Source organism: Alteromonas nitratireducens (assembly GCF_040812025.1).
GTDB classification, from domain to species: Bacteria; Pseudomonadota; Gammaproteobacteria; order Enterobacterales; family Alteromonadaceae; genus Alteromonas; species Alteromonas nitratireducens.
The window spans coordinates 420,411-438,986 of record NZ_JBFNPK010000001.1; the positions used below are offsets into that span (position 1 = coordinate 420,411).

Sequence of the window (18,576 nt, forward strand, 5' to 3'; positions counted from 1 at the left end):
AGTTTTTTGTGAATTTTTTCATTACTCACTTCTCACCCGATCAATCTATCCCATTTCTATTGTAATTTCAAAGCCTTCCGACTGGTCAGAGCATGTGCATTTCTGCGTCAGTTGTTATGCACTGGCAGGGCACAGGTTGCGCACGGCTTATCCACAGATGTTTGCTGTTATTCCCATTCAGCGTATTTATAGTCGGCACAGCGTGTTGTTGTTTTTATGTATTAAAGCCAGAATGACGGCAAGTCACCGCAAACGGGAGAAACTATGTCATCCTATTCTACTTTTATACCACCTGAACGTACCCTGATGGGACCGGGTCCGTCAGATGTCAGCCCCCGCGTACTTAATGCACTCGGTCGTTCAACGCTGGGCCACCTCGATCCCCGTTTTATTGATTTGATGGATGAAATTAAGGCGTTGCTTCAGTATGCGTTTAAAACAAAAAATGCACTGACAATGCCGGTTTCGGCTCCGGGTTCTGCGGGCATGGAAGCGTGTTTCGCTAATCTGGTTGAGCCAGGCGATAAGGTCTGTGTATGTATTAACGGCGTATTTGGCCAACGTATGGCGGAAAATGCCAGACGCTGTGGTGCTGAGGTATTTACCGTTAACTCGCCATGGGGCGAACAGACTCAGCCCGATGAGGTTGAAGCCGTATTAAAAGCCAATCCGGGCATAAAATTATTGGCGTTTGTTCACGCAGAGACGTCAACCGGCGTCCGAAATGACGCGCAAACGCTGTGCGCGCTGGCAAAACGGTATGGCTGTCTGAGTCTGGTTGATGCAGTAACAGCCCTGGGCGGCATTGAACTGGATGTGGATGGCTGGGGAATTGATGCCATTTATTCAGGCTCGCAAAAATGCCTTAGCTGCGTTCCCGGGTTGTCTCCAGTGTCGTTCAGTGATGCGGCAGTTGATGTGATCAAAGCCAGAAAAACGCCGGTACAGAGCTGGTTTTTGGATATGAATCTGATTATGGGGTACTGGGGGCAGGGTGGTAAGCGCGCTTACCACCATACCGCGCCGGTAAACAGTCTCTATGCGTTTCATGAATCCTTGCTCATGCTGCACGAGGAAGGGCTTGAAAATGCCTGGCAGCGGCATCAGTCCGGACATGAAAAGCTGGCTGAGGGACTCGCGTCCATCGGACTCGAGATGGCGGTAGATAAAGCATTCCGTCTGCCACAACTTAATGTTGTCAGGATCCCGGACGGCGTCGATGACGCGGAGGTGCGCTCACAGTTGTTGAATCAGGATAACCTCGAAATTGGTGCCGGCCTTGGCGAATTTGCCGGCAAAGTCTGGCGAATAGGCCTGATGGGACACGCCTGTAAATCACGCAATATTGATCATTGCGTTGCCAGTCTCGCGCGCGCCCTCGCGTAGTCGACCATTCTGCCGGCGTATCCTTTGGTACGCTGGCACGACATTACTGATATTCCTCTTAAATTCATCCTGCATTCATATTTTTTGTGCCACGCTTAACGGCAGTGAATTAACAAAGAGAAGAAAATATGAAACGCATTAGCTTATTTGCACTGTTATCCTTTTTTATCGCTGGCGTGGCTGTCGCGCAGGAACGTGTCATTTCTGTACAGGGGGCGGGCGCAGTTGCGGTTGTTCCTGATGGTTACTCTCTGACGTTTGTGCTGCAGGAAGAAGGGGATGTGGTCGCCAAAATGAACCAGACCCTTCATCATCAGCTTAGTGACATTGTGGAATTTCTTAAAACATCGGGCGTGAAGGAGTCGGCCATTCAAAGTATGCAGGTCAGACTCAGTCCGCGTTATGTGCCATCAAATCAGGGGCGCGTGCCGAGTGGCTTCGTGCTGTCGCGGGAAGTGCGGGTTAGTCAGCAGGACACAGCAAATTTTGATCATTTAATTGACGGTGTGATGCAACGTGGCGCTGATCGCATTGATGATTTTCGGTTTACTGTGTCAAATGAAGCTCAGGCGTATGAAAAAGCGCTGATGCAAGCAGCCAGTGACGCCCGCCAAAAGGCCAGGTTACTCACCGCACAAATGGGCGTTTCACTCGGCGAAGTGATTGCAATCTCTGAATCTGGTGGCAATATGCCGATGCCGGTGATGCGTGCTGAAATGGTGATGAAAGATGCCTCACCGTCGCTGCCTGGTCAGCAACAGATTTCAGCGCGAATTACGATGCAATTTTTGATTGAATAACTAACACTCGGAGAACGATGTGAAAGGCGAATTCTACGCACGTCTTGGGCAACAGGCGAAGGGACTGATGGATGGTGAGCGGGATCTTATAGCCAATATGGCAAATCTCAGCGCATTGCTGTTCAATGAAATGGACGAAGTAAACTGGGCTGGTTTTTATCTGTACAAAGAGGGTGAACTGGTCTTAGGGCCATTTCAGGGGATGCCCGCCTGCATTCGTATCCCGCTTGGTAAAGGTGTCTGTGGTACCGCCGCCGAAAAACGTGAAACCCAGGTAGTGTTTGATGTCCATGACTTTGAGGGGCATATCGCCTGTGATGCCGCGTCCAATTCTGAAATTGTGATCCCTCTGGAGATAGACGGTGAACTGATTGGTGTACTGGATATCGACAGTCCGGTCACAGGGCGGTTTGATGATGAGGACAAAGCCGGGCTTGAAGTGATTGTACAACATTTGCTGGCAACCCAGAGGGCATAATGAAATACAGTGTAGATATTCATGTTGTGCTGGCAACCGTTCAGGATATGGAAGATTTTCATGACGATCCGGACGAAGCTGCTGAGCGTCTGAATTTTATTTTGCACTGCCTTTATGACAGAGCGGAAGACGATATTGACACATTACGTCTTGAAAAACTGCTGCATTTTGTCTGGGAGTCGTGGCAACGGGACCGTAATCTGGTAGATTTAGAGGACGACGAATTACTCGACTGGGTTGACCATACGCTGGCAACTTGGGATGATGCGGGTAATGACGATTATTCTGACCAACCATAGAAAGTATTAATGGAATCACCAGAGAAGTTTACCAACAGCAAGGAAGTCATTGGCTTTCTTGCGCAGACCTTTCCTCACTGTTTTTCACTAGAGGGTGATGCACGCCCACTGAAGATTGGCATATTCCAGGATTTGGCCGAGCGGCTAAAGGATGATGAGCGTGTAAGTAAGACGCTGTTGCGGTCTACACTGCGCCATTATACCAACAGCTGGCGTTACCTTCACAGCATCCAGGAAGGCGTTCATCGCGTTGATCTTGACGGCAACCCGGATGATGTCATACAGAAGGAACATGCTGATCATGCCCGTCAGCAGCTGGAAGAAAGTAAAGCGAAAGCTGCAGAGAAGCGTAAAGCACGTAAGTCTGCGCCTTCGGAAAATAAGACAAACGGTGCCAAACCTGCGGGTAAACGTCAGGCAGACAAAAGAAAGCCTGCCAAACAGGGAACTAAGCAAGCCGCAAGTGGACCAAGTAAGGTACCCCCTGCAAAATTAACCGATGCAGATTTGGTTCAGGGTACTAAAGTTACAGTGAAGCTGGGTAAAGCGCCTATGCCAGCTGTAATCACCGAGATTGCCAAAGACGGTATCCATGTACAACTTGACACTGGTATGGTGGTAAAAGTTAACGCAGAGGCGCTTCGTCTGGCACGTTCCAAGAGGTCGTAATATGAAAGATATCCTTCGAATTTCCATCGCCAGTGCATTTCTGACGGTCGGTGTTGGTGCCGGCGCAGTGACTGCATCGCCGGACGTAGAAGAATTGCCGATGTTGCAGCAGGAGTCACAGCACAGTGTGGCGGCCAAACGGGTGAGTGCGTTGTTTACCCGGGCGCACTACAAGGAAATTTCGTTGGATGATGCGCTCTCAGAGAAAGTGTTCTCGCGCTATCTCGATGCGCTTGACCATGGTAAACAGATTTTTCTGAAGTCTGACGTTGACGCGTTTGAACAGTATCGCAAGGAATTTGACGATGCGCTTAGCCGCGGTAACCTCAGCATTGCCTATGACATGTATAACAAAAGCGCGGAGCGTCGCATTGAACGCTATGATTATGCATTGTCGTTGCTCAACGAACCGTTCGATTTTGAAAAGCAGGGCGATAAATTTTACTACGAGCGCGAGGATGCAGAATGGCCTGCAACCCAGGCCGAACTGGATGAAATTTGGCGTCAGCGGGTGAAATACGATGCGCTGAACCTGGTTCTTGCCGATAAAACCTGGGACGAAGCCAAAGAACTGCTGGAGAAACGCTACAATCGCGCTATTAAACGTCTGACCCAGGCAAAAAGTGAAGACGTTTTTCAGACTGTGATGAACTCGTTTGCCCGCAGTATTGAAGCACATACTAGTTATCTCTCCCCCCGGAACGCCGACCGTTTCCAGATGGAAATGAATTTGTCGTTTGAAGGGATTGGCGCGGTTCTGCAAAGTGAAGAAGACTACACGGTAATTAAAAGCATTGTGCCAGGCGGCCCGGCTGATAAATCCGGCGCGCTTAAGCCGGAAGACCGTATTATCGGTGTGGCGCAGGAAGGTGAAGACTTTGTTGACGTGGTTGGCTGGCGCCTCGACGAGGTTGTCGAGCTGATTAAAGGACCGAAAGGCAGTACAGTTAAGCTTCAGGTTCAGAAAGGCACCACTGAAAGTAAATCCATGTCGGTGGTCAACCTGACACGCGACAAGATTAAGCTGGAAGATCGTGCAGCAAAATCCGAGATATACGTGCCTGAATCAGGGCCGAATGCCGGTGAAAAGCTTGGCGTGATCACTATCCCCAGTTTCTACAATAACCTGCATGCAGATGTTGCAAAGGAAATTGACAGCCTCAAAGCGCAGGATGTGAAGGGCGTTATTGTTGACCTGCGTGGTAACGGTGGCGGTTCACTCACTGAAGCGACACTGTTGTCTGGCCTGTTTATTGAAAAAGGGCCGGTGGTTCAAATTCGTTATGGTGAGGGGAAAATCAGCGTTAACCGTGATACCGACGGTCAGGTCGCTTACGATGGGCCGCTGACGGTACTGGTTGATCGTTATAGTGCGTCGGCTTCGGAGATTTTTGCTGCTGCGATGCAGGACTATAACCGTGCACTGATTATTGGTGAGCAGACGTTTGGTAAAGGAACCGTGCAACAGCACCGTGGTCTTGGCCGTATTTACGACCTGTATGACAACCCATTAGGCAGCGTTCAGTTCACCATCGCCAAGTTCTATCGCATTAACGGTGGCAGCACGCAGCATAAGGGCGTGGTGCCGGACATTTTGTATCCGACAGCGATTGATCCGGCGGAGTGGGGCGAAAGCCAGGAAGAAAATGCATTACCGTGGGACAGTATTGATCGGGCGAACTACACTACGTTCAGCAATACACCGTCGACACTGGACGTGCTGACTGCCAAGCACAACAAGCGCGTCATGCAGGATCCGGAATTCGCGTATATTTATGAAGATATTGCTGAGTACAACCGCGACAAAGACAAGAAGTTTGTGTCACTGGTGAAGTCAGAACGTCTCGCCGAAAAGAAAAAAGCCGAGCAGGAAGAGCTGGCCCGTACGAACGAGCGTCTGCAACGCATGGGTAAAGAGCCGATTGCGTCGATGGACGATCTGCCAGAGGAACTCGAAGAGCTGGATCCGTTTCTTGATGAAGCGGCGAACATTACATACGACATGATTGAAACGGGTCAGTACGCGATTACCCGAAGCTAACCCGTAGACAATAAAGGGGGCTGGTGTGTCACCAGCCCTTTTTTTGTATCTGACAGCGTCAAACCTAAAATAATAATAAAGGGATAACACATGGCATTAAGAGGTGAATTTTCCTCCCGCCTGGGCTTTGTACTCGCCGCTGCGGGTTCAGCAGTAGGTCTGGGTAACATCTGGGGCTTTCCTACCAAAGTGGCCAGCAACGGGGGAGCCGCGTTCGTGCTGGTTTATTTGTTGCTGGCCTTTGTTCTGGCATATCCGGTTCTGATGGCCGAACTGATTATCGGGCGCTCAACCCGCTCTAATATGGTCGATGCCCTGGGCAAAATTTCAGGCAACATTCTCGGCCGGGCGACCGGTATCTGGGGCTGCATTACGGTGTCACTGATCCTTGCGTTCTATGCGATTGTTGGCGGCTGGATGCTGGTTCACTTTGCTGAATCCGCCGTCAGCGTGGCTGGCTGGGATGCTGCATCTGACTGGCTGCTTACATCGTCGCCGCTGCGTGATGTCATTTTCTGCGGCCTGTTTCTTCTGCTGACATCTTATATCGTCCTTGGTGGTGTAAAAGCCGGTATTGAAAAGTGGTCTGTCCGTCTGATGCCAACCCTGGTCATTCTTATTCTTGCGCTGATCATTTATGTGAGTTTTCAGCCTGGTGCCTCAGAGGGGTGGAGCGCTTATCTGGTACCCGACTTTACCTCAGTATTTAATCCTGACCTGCTGATCAGTGCCATGGGACAGGCATTTTTCTCCATGTCACTGGGTGTCGGTACCATGCTGGTTTACGGCTCATACTTAAGTAAAAAGGAAAACCTGCCGTCGATTGGCGCATCTGTGGCACTGGTAGATATTGGTGTTGCCGTGATTGCTGGTATGCTCATCATCCCTGCCATGTACGTTGCCCTGAATAATGGCGTCGAAATTTTTAACGCAGATGGTACGCTTATTGAAGGTGATACGCTGATTTTCACGGTCTTGCCGGCACTCTTCGACACCATTGGTTCCGTAGGCGTAGTCGTGAGTGTGGCATTTTTTGCGCTGATGGTGATTGCAGCCGTTACCTCGTCAATTTCCATGCTTGAAGTGCCCGTGGCTTATCTGGTTGAAAGCAAGGACATGAACCGCAGTAAAGGGGTGACCGTGATGACACTCCTGATATTTGCCGCAAGCTGTCTGATCATCTTTAATTTTGACGTGCTGTTCGGTCTGGTGATTTCGGCAACAACGCAATACAGTCAGCCGTTGCTTGGTCTGGCGCTGTGTCTTTTCGCTGGGTGGGTGTGGCGTCGTGACGCCATTCTCGACGAGCTTAAATGCAGTGACGAAAACGCAGAACACAGTTTCTTCTGGAAGATCTGGCCCTGGTATGTCCGGTTTGTCTGCCCGGTGATTATCGCCGTTATGTTCTATCGTTCAGTGATTTAAAGGATAAGAAAAATAACAATGCAACGCACAATAAAAACACCTTCACTGTTGGATGCACTGATCCCGATTGCCATCCTGATTATCATGATGGGCAGTGCCGTATACCTGTTTGGTGACGGTTCATCGTATGGGCCGAACCAGATTGCGCTGTTGCTGTCGATGGGAATCGCGGCGATTATCGGCCTGAAAAATGGTCACAGCTGGAAAGCGATAGAAAAGGGTATTGTGGATGGGATTTCCATGGCGCTTGGCGCCTGTCTTATTCTGCTGGCCGTTGGTGCCCTCATTGGTACGTGGATGTTGGCAGGGACCGTTCCAACCCTGATTTATTTTGGTCTGGAATTATTAAATCCGTCCTTCTTTTATGCCGCCACGTGTCTGATTTGTGCCGTCGTCGCAATGAGCATTGGCAGCTCGTGGACAACCGCCGCCACAGTGGGTGTTGCTCTGATGGGCGTGGCCTCCGGTATGGATATGTCGCCCGCGATTACCGCCGGTGCGGTGGTCTCAGGTGCCTATTTCGGTGATAAGATTTCGCCATTGTCAGAAACGACAAATCTCGCGCCAGCCGTCGCGGGCACGGATCTGTTCGACCACATTCGATACATGCTCTGGACAACCATCCCAAGTTTCGTTATTTCGCTTATCCTGTTTACCATTCTTGGATTCAGTGAGGATGGCATGGCGAAAGCAGAACGCATTGAGCAGATGCAATTGTTGCTTGGTGAGTCTTTCCGGCTGGACTGGTACCTGCTGGTGCCTCTGGTTGTTCTGCTGACGCTGGCTGTCAAGAAGGTACCGGCGTTTCCTGCGGTATCGATAGGCGCATTACTGGGTGGCATCTGGGCACTGCTGTTTCAGAACGACGTTGTTATGAGCATGGTGGCGGCTGAAGACGGACAGACCGTAGGCGCGATTAAAGTAGTCTGGACGGCACTGTTTGATGGCGTCACGTTCTCCACTCCGGATGAAAACCTGAACGACCTGCTGTCACGCGGCGGTATGTCATCTATGTTGAATACTATCTGGCTGATTATCTGTGCGATGTCATTTGGTGCAGTTCTGGAAAATGTCGGGCTGCTGAGCCGGGCGGTCAGCGCCATTTTGCACGGTGCAAAAACAGCCGGAGCGATGGTTACCCGAACCATTCTGACCTGTATTGGTACGAACCTGGTTACCGCCGACCAGTACATGGCGATCGTTATGCCAGGACGCATGTACAAAGACGAGTTTAAAAAGCGCAACCTTGACCAGCTGAACCTGTCACGTAGTCTGGAGGATGGCGGTACCCTTACGTCACCACTTATTCCCTGGAACACCTGCGGTGCCTACATGCATGGCGTACTGATGGTTCATCCGTTTGAGTATATTTTCTTCGCATTCTTCAATTTTATCAGTCCGATTCTGGCGATCATTTATGCCTACCTGGGTATAAAAATCCTGCGCCTCGAACCGCCTGGTTACCAGGCTCGGAAGGACTCTGAAAAAGCCTGAACAGAAGGAGAACCCATGACTGTTACTGTTAAACGCAGGCTGGACTACCAACCGCCTGCTTTTCTTGTTCCTGAAGTTACGCTGGATATCGTTCTTGACCCTGTTCGAACCCGGGTCAACAGTACACTAAAAGTTACGCGTAACCACAATAGTAACGACCCTCTGGTGCTGGATGGCGCACATCTGACGCTGGTGTCCGTTGAAATAGATGGCCAGCCGGTTTCAGATTATGAGCAAAAAGAGGAAACGCTGGTACTCTTTAACGTACCCGATACGTTCACGCTTAATATTGTGACAGAAATCAGTCCGACGGATAATCACGCGCTGGAAGGGCTGTATCTGTCAAATGGTGTGTATTGTACACAGTGTGAGGCCGAGGGATTCCGTCGCATAACGTATTTTCCTGACCGTCCCGATGTCCTCAGCGTATACCGTGTTACCGTGCATGGCGATAACGCGACCTTGCCGACACTCCTGTCCAATGGAAATCCGGTGGATAAAGGGCACAGTGATGACGGCACGCACTGGGTTACCTGGCACGATCCGCACCCGAAACCCTGTTATTTGTTTGCCTTGGTAGCCGGCAGCTTTGACCTGCTGACCGATACCTATACGACCGTCAGTGGTCGTGATGTGGCGCTTGAACTGTATGTTGATAAAGGCAAGAAGGCCCGCGGTCAGTTTGCTCTTGAGTCACTAAAACGGGCGATGCGCTGGGATGAAGAGACCTTTGGTCTGGAGTACGACCTCGACATTTACATGATTGTGGCGGTCGACTTCTTCAATATGGGCGCGATGGAAAATAAAGGCCTGAACGTCTTTAACAGTAAATTTGTCCTGGCCGATCAGCAAAGTGCCACCGATGATGATTTCTTCCATGTGGAGTCGGTGATTGCGCACGAATATTTTCATAACTGGACCGGTAACCGGGTCACCTGTCGTGACTGGTTCCAGTTAAGCCTTAAAGAAGGTCTGACCGTGTTCCGTGACCAGCAGTTCAGTTCAGACATGACATCGCCATTGAGTAACCGGATCCGTCAGGTACGGGTTATTCGTGAACATCAGTTCGCCGAAGATGCCAGTGCAATGAGTCATCCGATCCGTCCGGATGAAGTCATGGAAATGAACAACTTTTATACGGTTACGGTCTATGACAAGGGCGCTGAAGTGATCCGTATGCTTCATACCATGCTTGGCGAAGAGGGATTCCGCCGGGGGATGGATGAGTATTTTCGTCGTCATGACGGTCAGGCAGTAACCTGCGACGACTTTGTTGCGGCTATGCAGGCGGTCACTGATAAGGACCTTACTTTATTTTCGCGTTGGTACAGTCAGTCCGGTACCCCGCATATTCGTGTCGAGCGGGAACACGATGCGGAGCAGGGCGTTACCCGTCTTACACTCAGTCAGCATACTCCGCCGACGGCCGATCAGAAGCATAAGAAACCGTTGTTACTGCCGGTCGCCATTGAACTGATTGACGAGCATGGCGATAAGGTCGCTGACGACGAGGGGCGGATTAACAACGGAATGCTGTCACTGGATACAGAGCGTGTAACCCTTACCATCAGTCAGGGGGAGGGAACCATCACCCCTGCGTTACTTGGTAATTTTTCTGCGCCAGCGAAAGTGGATAACCCGCTGTCGGTGGATGAACTGCTCAAAATTGCGCGTTTTTCTGATGACGCCTTCAATCGCTGGGACGCGCTACAAAGCGTGTATGACACTGCGATTTCTGCACTCATGCACAATAATGATCCTGATGACAGCCTGTGGCAGGGGCTTCGCAGTATTATCCGGGAATCTTCTGATAATATCGAACTGTTGGGTGAATGCCTGGTTATTCCGAGCGTGGAAACCTTATGTCAAACCCGGACCCAGATTGATATTCATCGTTTGATCGATGCCAGGAAAGGCTTCTGTCAGCAGTTTGCCGAGCGTCTCGAAGATGAGCTTTTCTCTGTCTTCGTTGCCACGAAAACAGGACGTTATCAGTATGTTCAGCAGGACGTGAACAAACGTCGTTGTCGTAATGTGGTTCTTGCGCATCTTGCCAGACTGCCGGCGCATGCCGACAGGGTAAGAACACATTTCGAGACTGCCGATAACATGACCGATACCCTGGGGGCTCTGAAAGCCGCGCAATTCTGCAACGACAACTTATTCAATGCATTGATGGCATCATTTGAACAGACATGGTCAGAAGATGCGCTGGTGCTGGATAAATGGTTTGCATTGCACGCGACGCAACCCCGCGAAGACATTCTGTCCCAGCTTGACTTACTGAGAAAACATCCGCAGTTCAGTGATAACAATCCGAACCGCGTGAGGGCAGTGGTGGGGAGCTTTGCGTTTTACAACAGCGACCGGTTCCATGCGACCGACGGCAGTGGTTATCGTTACGTCACCGATTACCTGATGGAACTGGATAACACCAATCCGCAGGTCGCGTCACGAATTGTGACACCGCTCACCCAGTGGCAGCAGTATACAGAACCCTATCGTTCACTCATGAAAGCCCAGCTTGGCCGGTTGCTGACCAAACAGGGGCTCAGCAAAGATGTCTTTGAGAAGGTCAGTAAAAGCCTTGCTTATGACACCGGCACCCACTGACAGCATATTTTATTTTTCGGTAAGCGTGTCATACACAGACTGTGAGGCACTGTACCATTCACCACACACTGCGGTTATTCTGGTCGATGACCGCGGTGTGCGGGTGCAGGTGCCGGCGTCGGCGCTAAAGCGATTTATCACATCCACCGGTATTAAAGGGCGGTTTCGCCTGATCGTTGATAAACAGAAAAAAATACGTGCATTCGAACGTATTGCCTGACCTGAATTATTCCAAAATATTGTGATTGAACAACAATTAACTCGTTGAAAGCTCACACGTTCTGTTATTTGTTAACTGGTAGGATTAGTTCTTGCGATTCTGACAAAATGATGTAATGATTTTGTTAACTCAACTTGGTTGGTATTTTGTCGCGCGTACAGCGCGGACTCGGGAGTATAAAAACTATGATAAAAAGGCACTGTGCATTCAAAAAGTCACCAGTTGCTGCCGGCGTTATTGCGCTATTAAGCGCCGCCAGCCTGCCAGCTCACGCGGCTAGCTGGAACTTTGGTGACGTTAGCGTGACACTGGATTCCACTTTCACGCTGGCAACCAGTATTCGTACAGAAGACAGGGACTACAGCCTAATCGGTAACAGCAACCATCCGCAGTTTGACTGGTCGGGTTACAATGCTGCTACCAATGTCATTTATCCAAGTTCTGATGTATGGGCCCTTGCTGATGGCGCGTACTCATCAAACGGCGATCTGGGCAACCTCGCACACGACCCGGGCGACGCGTTTTCAACCCAGATTTCGGGTACCCACGAACTTGATGTGAACTTTGGCGACTACGGCTTTTTCGCCCGTGGTTTCTGGTTCTATGATTTTGAGCAAATGGAAGGAAGCCGTCCTTCATTTAACCCAATTACAGGCCATCGCAACGAGTTATGTAGCGATCCTGATGCTGAAGATCTGCTGTGTAATGATGTACGTCTGTACGATGCGTTTTTCTATGCCGATACGTGGGTAGGTGATAAGCCTCTCACTGTGCGTGTAGGTCGTCAGGTTATCAGCTGGGGTGAAAGTACCTTTATCCAGCACGGTATCAACACCACCAACCCTGTAGACGTTACCCGTGCGCGTGCACCGGGTGCGGAACTGCGTGAAGTTTTCATTCCGGTAGGCATGGTCTATGCGTCTCTGGGGCTGACCGATACCGTCAGTATCTCAGGTTATTATCAGTACGAATGGGAACGCAGCTGGCTGCCTGTAGCCGGTAGTTATTTTGCGACCAATGATTTCGCCGGTGACGGTGGTCAGCGTAACAACATCCAGTTAGGTTTCACCGGTAACCCCGACATCGACCTGGAGTTCCTGCTGTCTTCACTAAATGGACTGGGTGATGCACTGCGCGCAGGCGCTGACGCATCGCAGATTTCTCAGGCGTACCTGGCATACCCAACCAAAGTGGCGCTGCGCGCCTATGGTGATGCCGCACACAATGATGCCGACGATCAGGGCCAGTATGGTATTCGTCTGACATGGTTTGCAGAGATGCTGAACAATACAGAATTCAGCTTCTACCATATTAATTATCACAGCCAGCGTCCGCTGATTTCAGGCGTAACGTCTGACTTTACCGCCGAAGGTATTGCATCTGATCTGGCCTTTATGGCGCAAAATGAAATTACTCGTGACAACGTGACTGAGCTTGGTGCGTTTACCGAAGCGCAGTTCTTCTATCCTGAAGATATCAAGCTGTACGGTATGAGTTTCAACACCAACATTGGCACTACCGCACTGGCGGGTGAGTTCGCGTATCGTGTTGACGAACCACTGCAGCTCGATGACGTTGAACTTCTCTATATGGGTATGCCGGAGCAGCTGGCTAACGCCGGGCTGCGTCCTGATCTTGCTGGCATCTCTCAGTTGAATAACATTGGTCTGGCTGCTGGTCCTGGTGAAACAGCGGATGGTTACATCTTCTCTGATACCTGGCAGGCACAGTTCACGGTTTCACACGTATTCGGCCCTGCACTGGGCACAGATAACCTGGTGCTGTTAGGTGAAGCAGGTTACGTGAATATCGTAGACTTCCCGGATCCGGACATCATCCGTCTGAATGCACCGGGTACCAGCCGCACGCCATCAATTGAACCTACGCCAGATGGTAACCCACGTTTCGGTTTGCACACCGGTCTGTCTAACGGGCCTGAAACCAACCCGTTTGCAACTGACGATGCATGGGGCTATCGCCTCCTTGCAGTGGCAGATTTCAACAGCATTTATGCAGGTGCAAACCTGCGTGTTCGCGCAACGTTCTCACACGATGTTGAAGGAACTACACCCGATCCGCTGTTCCTGTTTACCGAAGACGTTAAATCGGCAAACCTGACGTTTACGCTGGATTACCTGAGTAAATGGCAGGCAAGTGCAGGCTACAGTACGTTCTGGGGCGGAATTGGCACGACCAATCAACTTGCTGACCGCGACTTCATATCTTTCAATATCAAATACGCGATTTAATCAAGAGTGGTACTAATGATGAAAAGAATGGGAATTATTGCTGCAGCACTGACCTTGGCTCTGGCCGGGACTCAGGCTGTGGCCAAGGTGTCTGAGGCAGAAGCCAATAAGCTGGGAAATGAGTTAACTCCACTCGGTGCGGAAAAAGCGGGTAATGCAGACGGTAGCATTCCAGCCTGGACTGGCGGTATTACTGAACCACCGGCAGGGTACACAGTGGGTGATCATCACCCTAATCCTTTCCCGGATGACAAGGTGCTGTTTGAGATTACTGCCAGCAACTACAAAGATTACGCAGACATGCTGTCTGAAGGTCAGAAGAAGCTGTTTGAAGCGTATCCTGACACATTCCGTATGCCGGTATATCCAACCCGTCGTTCTGCGTCGAACCCTCAGAACGTTTACGATGCAACCAAGGTTAACGCAACCCGCGCTGAACTGCTTGACGGTGGAAATGGTTTGAAAGGTGCCGTTTTAGGTATTCCTTTCCCAATTCCGCAAAATGGTATTGAGGCAATTTGGAACCACATCCTGCGTTATCGTGGTGAGGCTATCCAGCGTTACGGCGGCCAGGCTGCGGTAACGGCCTCAGGTGACTACAACATTATTGGCTTTGATGATCAGCTGTTGATTCAGTACGCTCAGGAAGATGCGACGCCTGAGTCGCTTGAAGAAAACAACATTCTGTTTATGTTTAAGCAGAAAGTAACAGAGCCGGCTCGTCTTGCTGGTACTGCACTACTGGTACATGAAACTGTTGACCAGGTTAAAGAGCCACGTAAAGCCTGGACCTACAACACAGGTCAGCGTCGTGTTCGCCTGGCACCTAATATTGCCTATGACACACCGGGAACGGCGGCTGACGGCCTGCGTACTACTGACGACTTCGACATGTTTAATGGTTCACCAAACCGTTACAACTGGAAGTTGCTGGGCAAGAAGGAAATGTTTGTTGCCTATAATAACTATGACCTGCATTCAGACAAGGTAACGTATGATAAGGTGCTGACACCTCATCATGTTAATCCTGATCTGACGCGCTGGGAAAAGCACCGTGTATGGGTTGTTGAGGCAACGTTGAAAGAAGGCTTCCGTCACATTTACCAAAAACGTGTCTTCTTCATTGATGAGGACAGCTGGCAGGTTCAGGTTGCTGACATGTACGACAACCGTGGCGAGTTATACCGTGTTGCGGTTGCCTATGGTGTAAATTACTACGAAGTCCCGACACAATGGTCTACGCTTGATGTGTATCATGATTTGAACTCGCGTCGTTACCTGGCAATTGGTCTTGATAACGAACAGTCGATGTATGATTTCACTATCCGACCGCGTGATGTTGAATTCACGCCACAGGCCCTGCGGCGCGAAGGTATGCGCTAAAACGCCTGGAAGTAAAAACGGTTGGCTCTGCCAACCGTTTTTGTATGGTATGGTGACGTAAATTTATTGTTAAGGTCAGTTATGAAAAAAGTTATTGCAGGCGCCATCGCTGCATCTTTGTGTTTCACAGCAGTAGCTGACAACGCATTTCAAGCCCCGCTGGTTAAAAAGTCGTTGTTGCTGGATGTTGATGCATCAGGTTTTGTTGTGATGGTAGGAGAGCGGGGCCATGTGCTGCTGTCTGATGACGGTGATACATTTACCCAGGCGGATGTGCCTACACAGTCAACCCTTACCGCCACTACCATTGTTGGTGATCATGTCTGGGCAGTTGGCCATGATGCGGTAATCCTGCATTCTGCAGATAAAGGCCAGACCTGGAAAATCCAGAATTTTGAGCCTGACCTTCAGCGTCCGTTTCTGGATGTCCTGTTTTTTGACGAACAACACGGTATCGCTGTGGGTGCGTACGGGTTGTTTTATCGTACCCGAGACGGCGGCGCCAGCTGGCAGCCAGAACGTCATGCCTCGTTGCTCGCACCAATGGATCGGGAATACCTTGAAAGTGTCCGCGAAGAGAGTGAGGAATTTTATCAGCAGGAGCTCAATTCCATCCTGCCTCACCTCAATCGGGTAACCCGCGACGGTGGTAAATTATATATGGCTGGCGAAGCTGGCTTATTGGCAGTAAGCGAAGATAACGGTAGCGAGTGGCAGCGTTATGATGTCGATTACACCGGATCATTCTTTGATATTAAACCTCTCGACGATACCACCGCACTGGCTGTTGGTCTGCGTGGGAACATGTTTGTTATGCGTGAAGAGGGTGAGTGGGAATTCGTGAATACCTGTTCAAGCAGTACCTTTAACAGCATTCTTGTTGCCTCAGAACAGCATGTCTTTGCTTTGGGCAATAATGGTATGTTGATTAAGGCATCCAGACCACTCCCTGTCAGTGAAATTGATCCCTATGCCAACCCTGTTGATTGTCAGCCTGCCAACGGCGTATCAAAGCGTCAGATAGAAGACAAAGCGGCACTGGTGAATGCGGTTCAGTTTAACGGTAAGACCCTCGCTGTGACAGCGAACGGCATTAAATCATTGAATTTAGAATAAGAGTAAACAGCTGGCTTATGACTCAATTTATTGAACGTCTCATATTTGCAAACCGCAAATTGGTCGTATTCCTGTTTGCTGCGGCAACACTTTTCCTTGGTTATCAGGCGTCAAATATGCGTCTGGATGCCGGGTTTGAAAAAAACATACCGCTCAACCACGAATACATGCAAACCTACATGGAGCACCGTAAAGACTTTGGCGGTGCTAACAACATTCTGGTGTCGGTCTGTGACAGGAACGGCAATATCTTTAATCAGAATTTCTTTGACACGCTTAAAGATGTGCACGATCAACTATTTTTTATTAACGGTGTTGATCGTTCGCTGGTTATTTCGCTGTTCTCACCATCCACGCGTTTTACCGAAATTGTTGAAGGTGGATTTGCCGGCGGTCCGGTTATTCCGGCCGACTTTGACTCTGCTAACCCGGATGCACTGGATTTGGTGGCTGCCAACATTGAAAAGGCTAACATCGTAGGTCGTCAGGTATCCAGTGACTACAGCTGTGCCATGGTCACCGCGCAGTTACTGGATATTGACCCGCAGACCGGTGAGCCGCTGGATACGCTGGCGCTGGCTGGCGAGCTTGAAAAGCAGCTGCGTGGTCAGTATGAAAATGACCGCATCTCCATTCACATCATTGGCTTTGCCAAAATGATTGGTGACGTTGCCAATGGTGCCAAAGACGTACTGTTGTTCTTTGCGATTGCTATCGCGATTACCGCAGTCATGGTGTATTTCTTCAGCCGCAGCGTCATGCTGACGGTATTGCCGTTACTTTGCTCACTGGTTGCGGTTGTATGGCAGCTTGGTCTGCTGACCACCCTTGGCTTTGGCATGGACCCGATGTCTATCCTGGTGCCGTTCCTGGTCTTTGCGATTGGTGTCAGTCACGGCGTGCAGATGATTAACGCGGTTGAGAAGCAGGCAGTAAACGGAATGGGCGCAAAGAAAGCGTCTATGATGGCATTCCGCAATCTGCTGATCCCCGGTGGTATTGCGCTGTTGTCGGATACTGTCGGGTTTATGACCCTGCTTGTGATTGATATTGGTATCATTCGTGAACTGGCAATTACCGCCAGTATGGGTGTGGCCGTTATCATCCTGACAAACCTCATTCTGCTGCCTGTGCTGATGAGCTTCCTCAATCTGAATGAAAAGTACGTGGAACGCTTCAAAGGCAAGGAGATGGCAAATTCACGTTTCTGGAGTGCGGTCGCGGCCTGTTCTAACAAGAAGCCGGCAATGCTGATCCTTGCAGTCACCGCGGTATTGTTTGTGCTTGGTTTCATTCAGTCAGAAAAGATGAAAATTGGCGATCTCCATGCGGGCGCGCCAGCGCTGCATGAGTCGTCACGCTATAACCAGGACACCTTCCTGATTACCGATAAGTACGAAGTGACCGTGGATTACATTTCGGTGCTTGTTGAAACCACACCCGAAGCCTGTACATCACACAGTGTGATGAAAGCAATTGACGATTTTCAGTGGAAAATGGAAAACGTGAAGGGCGTGCAATCATCGGTGTCGCTGGCGTCTGTCGCGAAAGTGGTGAATGCAGGTTACAACGAAGGCAACGTGAAGTGGGAAGTGCTTCCGCGTAATCAACAAACGCTGGTACAGGCTATTTCACGTGTACCGACGTCATCCGGCCTGCTCAATGGTAACTGTTCTGTGATGCCGGTCATTCTGTTTATGCAGGACCACAAAGCGGAAACCATTACGCGCGTTGTCGATGCGGTTAAGGAGTATCGACAGCAGTATGAAACTGATGATCTGAAATTCAGCCTGGCGTCTGGTCCGGTAGGGGTAATGGCGGCAACTAATGAGGCTGTCAGTGCGGCACAAACGCCGATGCTGCTGTATGTCTTCGGTGCGGTTATTGCGCTGTGTCTGCTGAGTTTCCGCTCATTACGCGCAACCCTGGTCGTGGTCATTCCGTTGTATGTGGTGTCGGTACTGGCGCAGGCGCTGATGACCCTGCTTGAAATCGGGCTGACCGTATCGACGCTGCCGGTCATCGCACTGGGCGTAGGTATTGGTGTTGACTACGGTATTTACATCCTGTCGACTAAGAGCCTGATGCTGAAGCAGGGCGCAACTGTCCAGCAGGCTTATCTGGCAGCGTTGAAAGAGCGCGGCAGTGCGGTTCTGTTTACCGGTATCACTCTGGCGATTGGTGTCAGTACGTGGGTCTTCTCGTCCCTTAAGTTCCAGATGGACATGGGGATCCTGCTTACCTTTATGTTCGTCGTGAACATGCTGGGTGCTATCATCGTGTTACCGGCACTGGCGCGCTTCCTGTGGTGGCGTCGCTGCGACGACTAAAATAAATTTTTTGCATACCTAATCAATAAAAAGGGCCTTTTGGCCCTTTTTTATCGCGCAAAGTTGCATACTT

General features: G+C 50.2%; 14 protein-coding genes. All 14 read left to right on the forward strand.

The features are described from left to right. Positions 1-264: 264 nt before the first annotated feature. The 14 genes from AB1N33_RS01860 to AB1N33_RS01925 all read left to right on the forward strand — a co-directional run bounded on the left by AB1N33_RS01860 (position 265) and on the right by AB1N33_RS01925 (position 18,503). Positions 265-1,386 carry a pyridoxal-phosphate-dependent aminotransferase family protein gene (locus tag AB1N33_RS01860; RefSeq protein ID WP_411269824.1) on the forward strand — a complete coding sequence of 374 codons (1,122 nt, stop codon included), beginning with the start codon at positions 265-267 and terminating at the stop codon, positions 1,384-1,386. Positions 1,387-1,514: 128 nt separating this feature from the next. Continuing rightward, positions 1,515-2,186: an SIMPL domain-containing protein gene (locus tag AB1N33_RS01865; protein ID WP_411269825.1), complete on the forward strand. Its 672-nt coding sequence runs from the start codon at positions 1,515-1,517 to the stop codon at positions 2,184-2,186. A 19-nt stretch (positions 2,187-2,205) separates the two neighbouring features. After that, a complete protein-coding gene (gene msrC / locus AB1N33_RS01870; RefSeq protein ID WP_411269826.1) occupies positions 2,206-2,664 on the forward strand; it encodes a free L-methionine (R)-S-oxide reductase MsrC in 459 nt (152 codons plus the stop codon). Continuing rightward, on the forward strand, positions 2,664-2,963 hold the full coding sequence (locus AB1N33_RS01875; RefSeq protein WP_411269827.1) for a hypothetical protein: 300 nt from the start codon (positions 2,664-2,666) through the stop codon (positions 2,961-2,963). Before msrC ends, AB1N33_RS01875 begins: the two co-directional genes overlap by 1 nt. 9 nt (positions 2,964-2,972) lie before the next feature. Next, a complete protein-coding gene (gene proQ / locus AB1N33_RS01880; RefSeq protein ID WP_411269828.1) occupies positions 2,973-3,632 on the forward strand; it encodes an RNA chaperone ProQ in 660 nt (219 codons plus the stop codon). A gap of 1 nt (position 3,633) precedes the next feature. Beyond that, on the forward strand, positions 3,634-5,673 hold the full coding sequence (gene prc / locus AB1N33_RS01885; protein ID WP_411269829.1) for a carboxy terminal-processing peptidase: 2,040 nt from the start codon (positions 3,634-3,636) through the stop codon (positions 5,671-5,673). A 90-nt stretch (positions 5,674-5,763) separates the two neighbouring features. Further along, positions 5,764-7,098, forward strand: a complete 1,335-nt coding sequence (locus AB1N33_RS01890; RefSeq protein WP_411269830.1) for a sodium-dependent transporter — start codon at positions 5,764-5,766, stop codon at positions 7,096-7,098. A gap of 18 nt (positions 7,099-7,116) precedes the next feature. Continuing rightward, positions 7,117-8,592 (forward strand): Na+/H+ antiporter NhaC, encoded by a 1,476-nt coding sequence (gene nhaC, locus AB1N33_RS01895; RefSeq protein ID WP_411269831.1) that lies wholly within the window; start codon positions 7,117-7,119, stop codon positions 8,590-8,592. 15 nt (positions 8,593-8,607) lie between these two features. Next, positions 8,608-11,205, forward strand: a complete 2,598-nt coding sequence (pepN, locus tag AB1N33_RS01900) for an aminopeptidase N (RefSeq protein WP_411269832.1) — start codon at positions 8,608-8,610, stop codon at positions 11,203-11,205. Next, positions 11,186-11,425 carry a DUF2835 family protein gene (locus AB1N33_RS01905; protein ID WP_411269833.1) on the forward strand — a complete coding sequence of 80 codons (240 nt, stop codon included), beginning with the start codon at positions 11,186-11,188 and terminating at the stop codon, positions 11,423-11,425. Before pepN ends, AB1N33_RS01905 begins: the two co-directional genes overlap by 20 nt. Before the next feature lie 185 nt (positions 11,426-11,610). Next, positions 11,611-13,674 (forward strand): DUF1302 domain-containing protein, encoded by a 2,064-nt coding sequence (locus AB1N33_RS01910; protein WP_411269834.1) that lies wholly within the window; start codon positions 11,611-11,613, stop codon positions 13,672-13,674. Positions 13,675-13,689: 15 nt separating this feature from the next. Beyond that, entirely contained in the window at positions 13,690-15,057 is a 1,368-nt protein-coding gene (locus AB1N33_RS01915) for a DUF1329 domain-containing protein (protein WP_411269835.1), read from the forward strand. An 81-nt stretch (positions 15,058-15,138) separates the two neighbouring features. Continuing rightward, a complete protein-coding gene (locus tag AB1N33_RS01920) occupies positions 15,139-16,173 on the forward strand; it encodes a WD40/YVTN/BNR-like repeat-containing protein (RefSeq protein ID WP_411269836.1) in 1,035 nt (344 codons plus the stop codon). Between the two features lie 17 nt (positions 16,174-16,190). Then, on the forward strand, positions 16,191-18,503 hold the full coding sequence (locus AB1N33_RS01925; protein ID WP_411269837.1) for an efflux RND transporter permease subunit: 2,313 nt from the start codon (positions 16,191-16,193) through the stop codon (positions 18,501-18,503). The last annotated feature ends 73 nt before the right edge of the window (positions 18,504-18,576 follow it).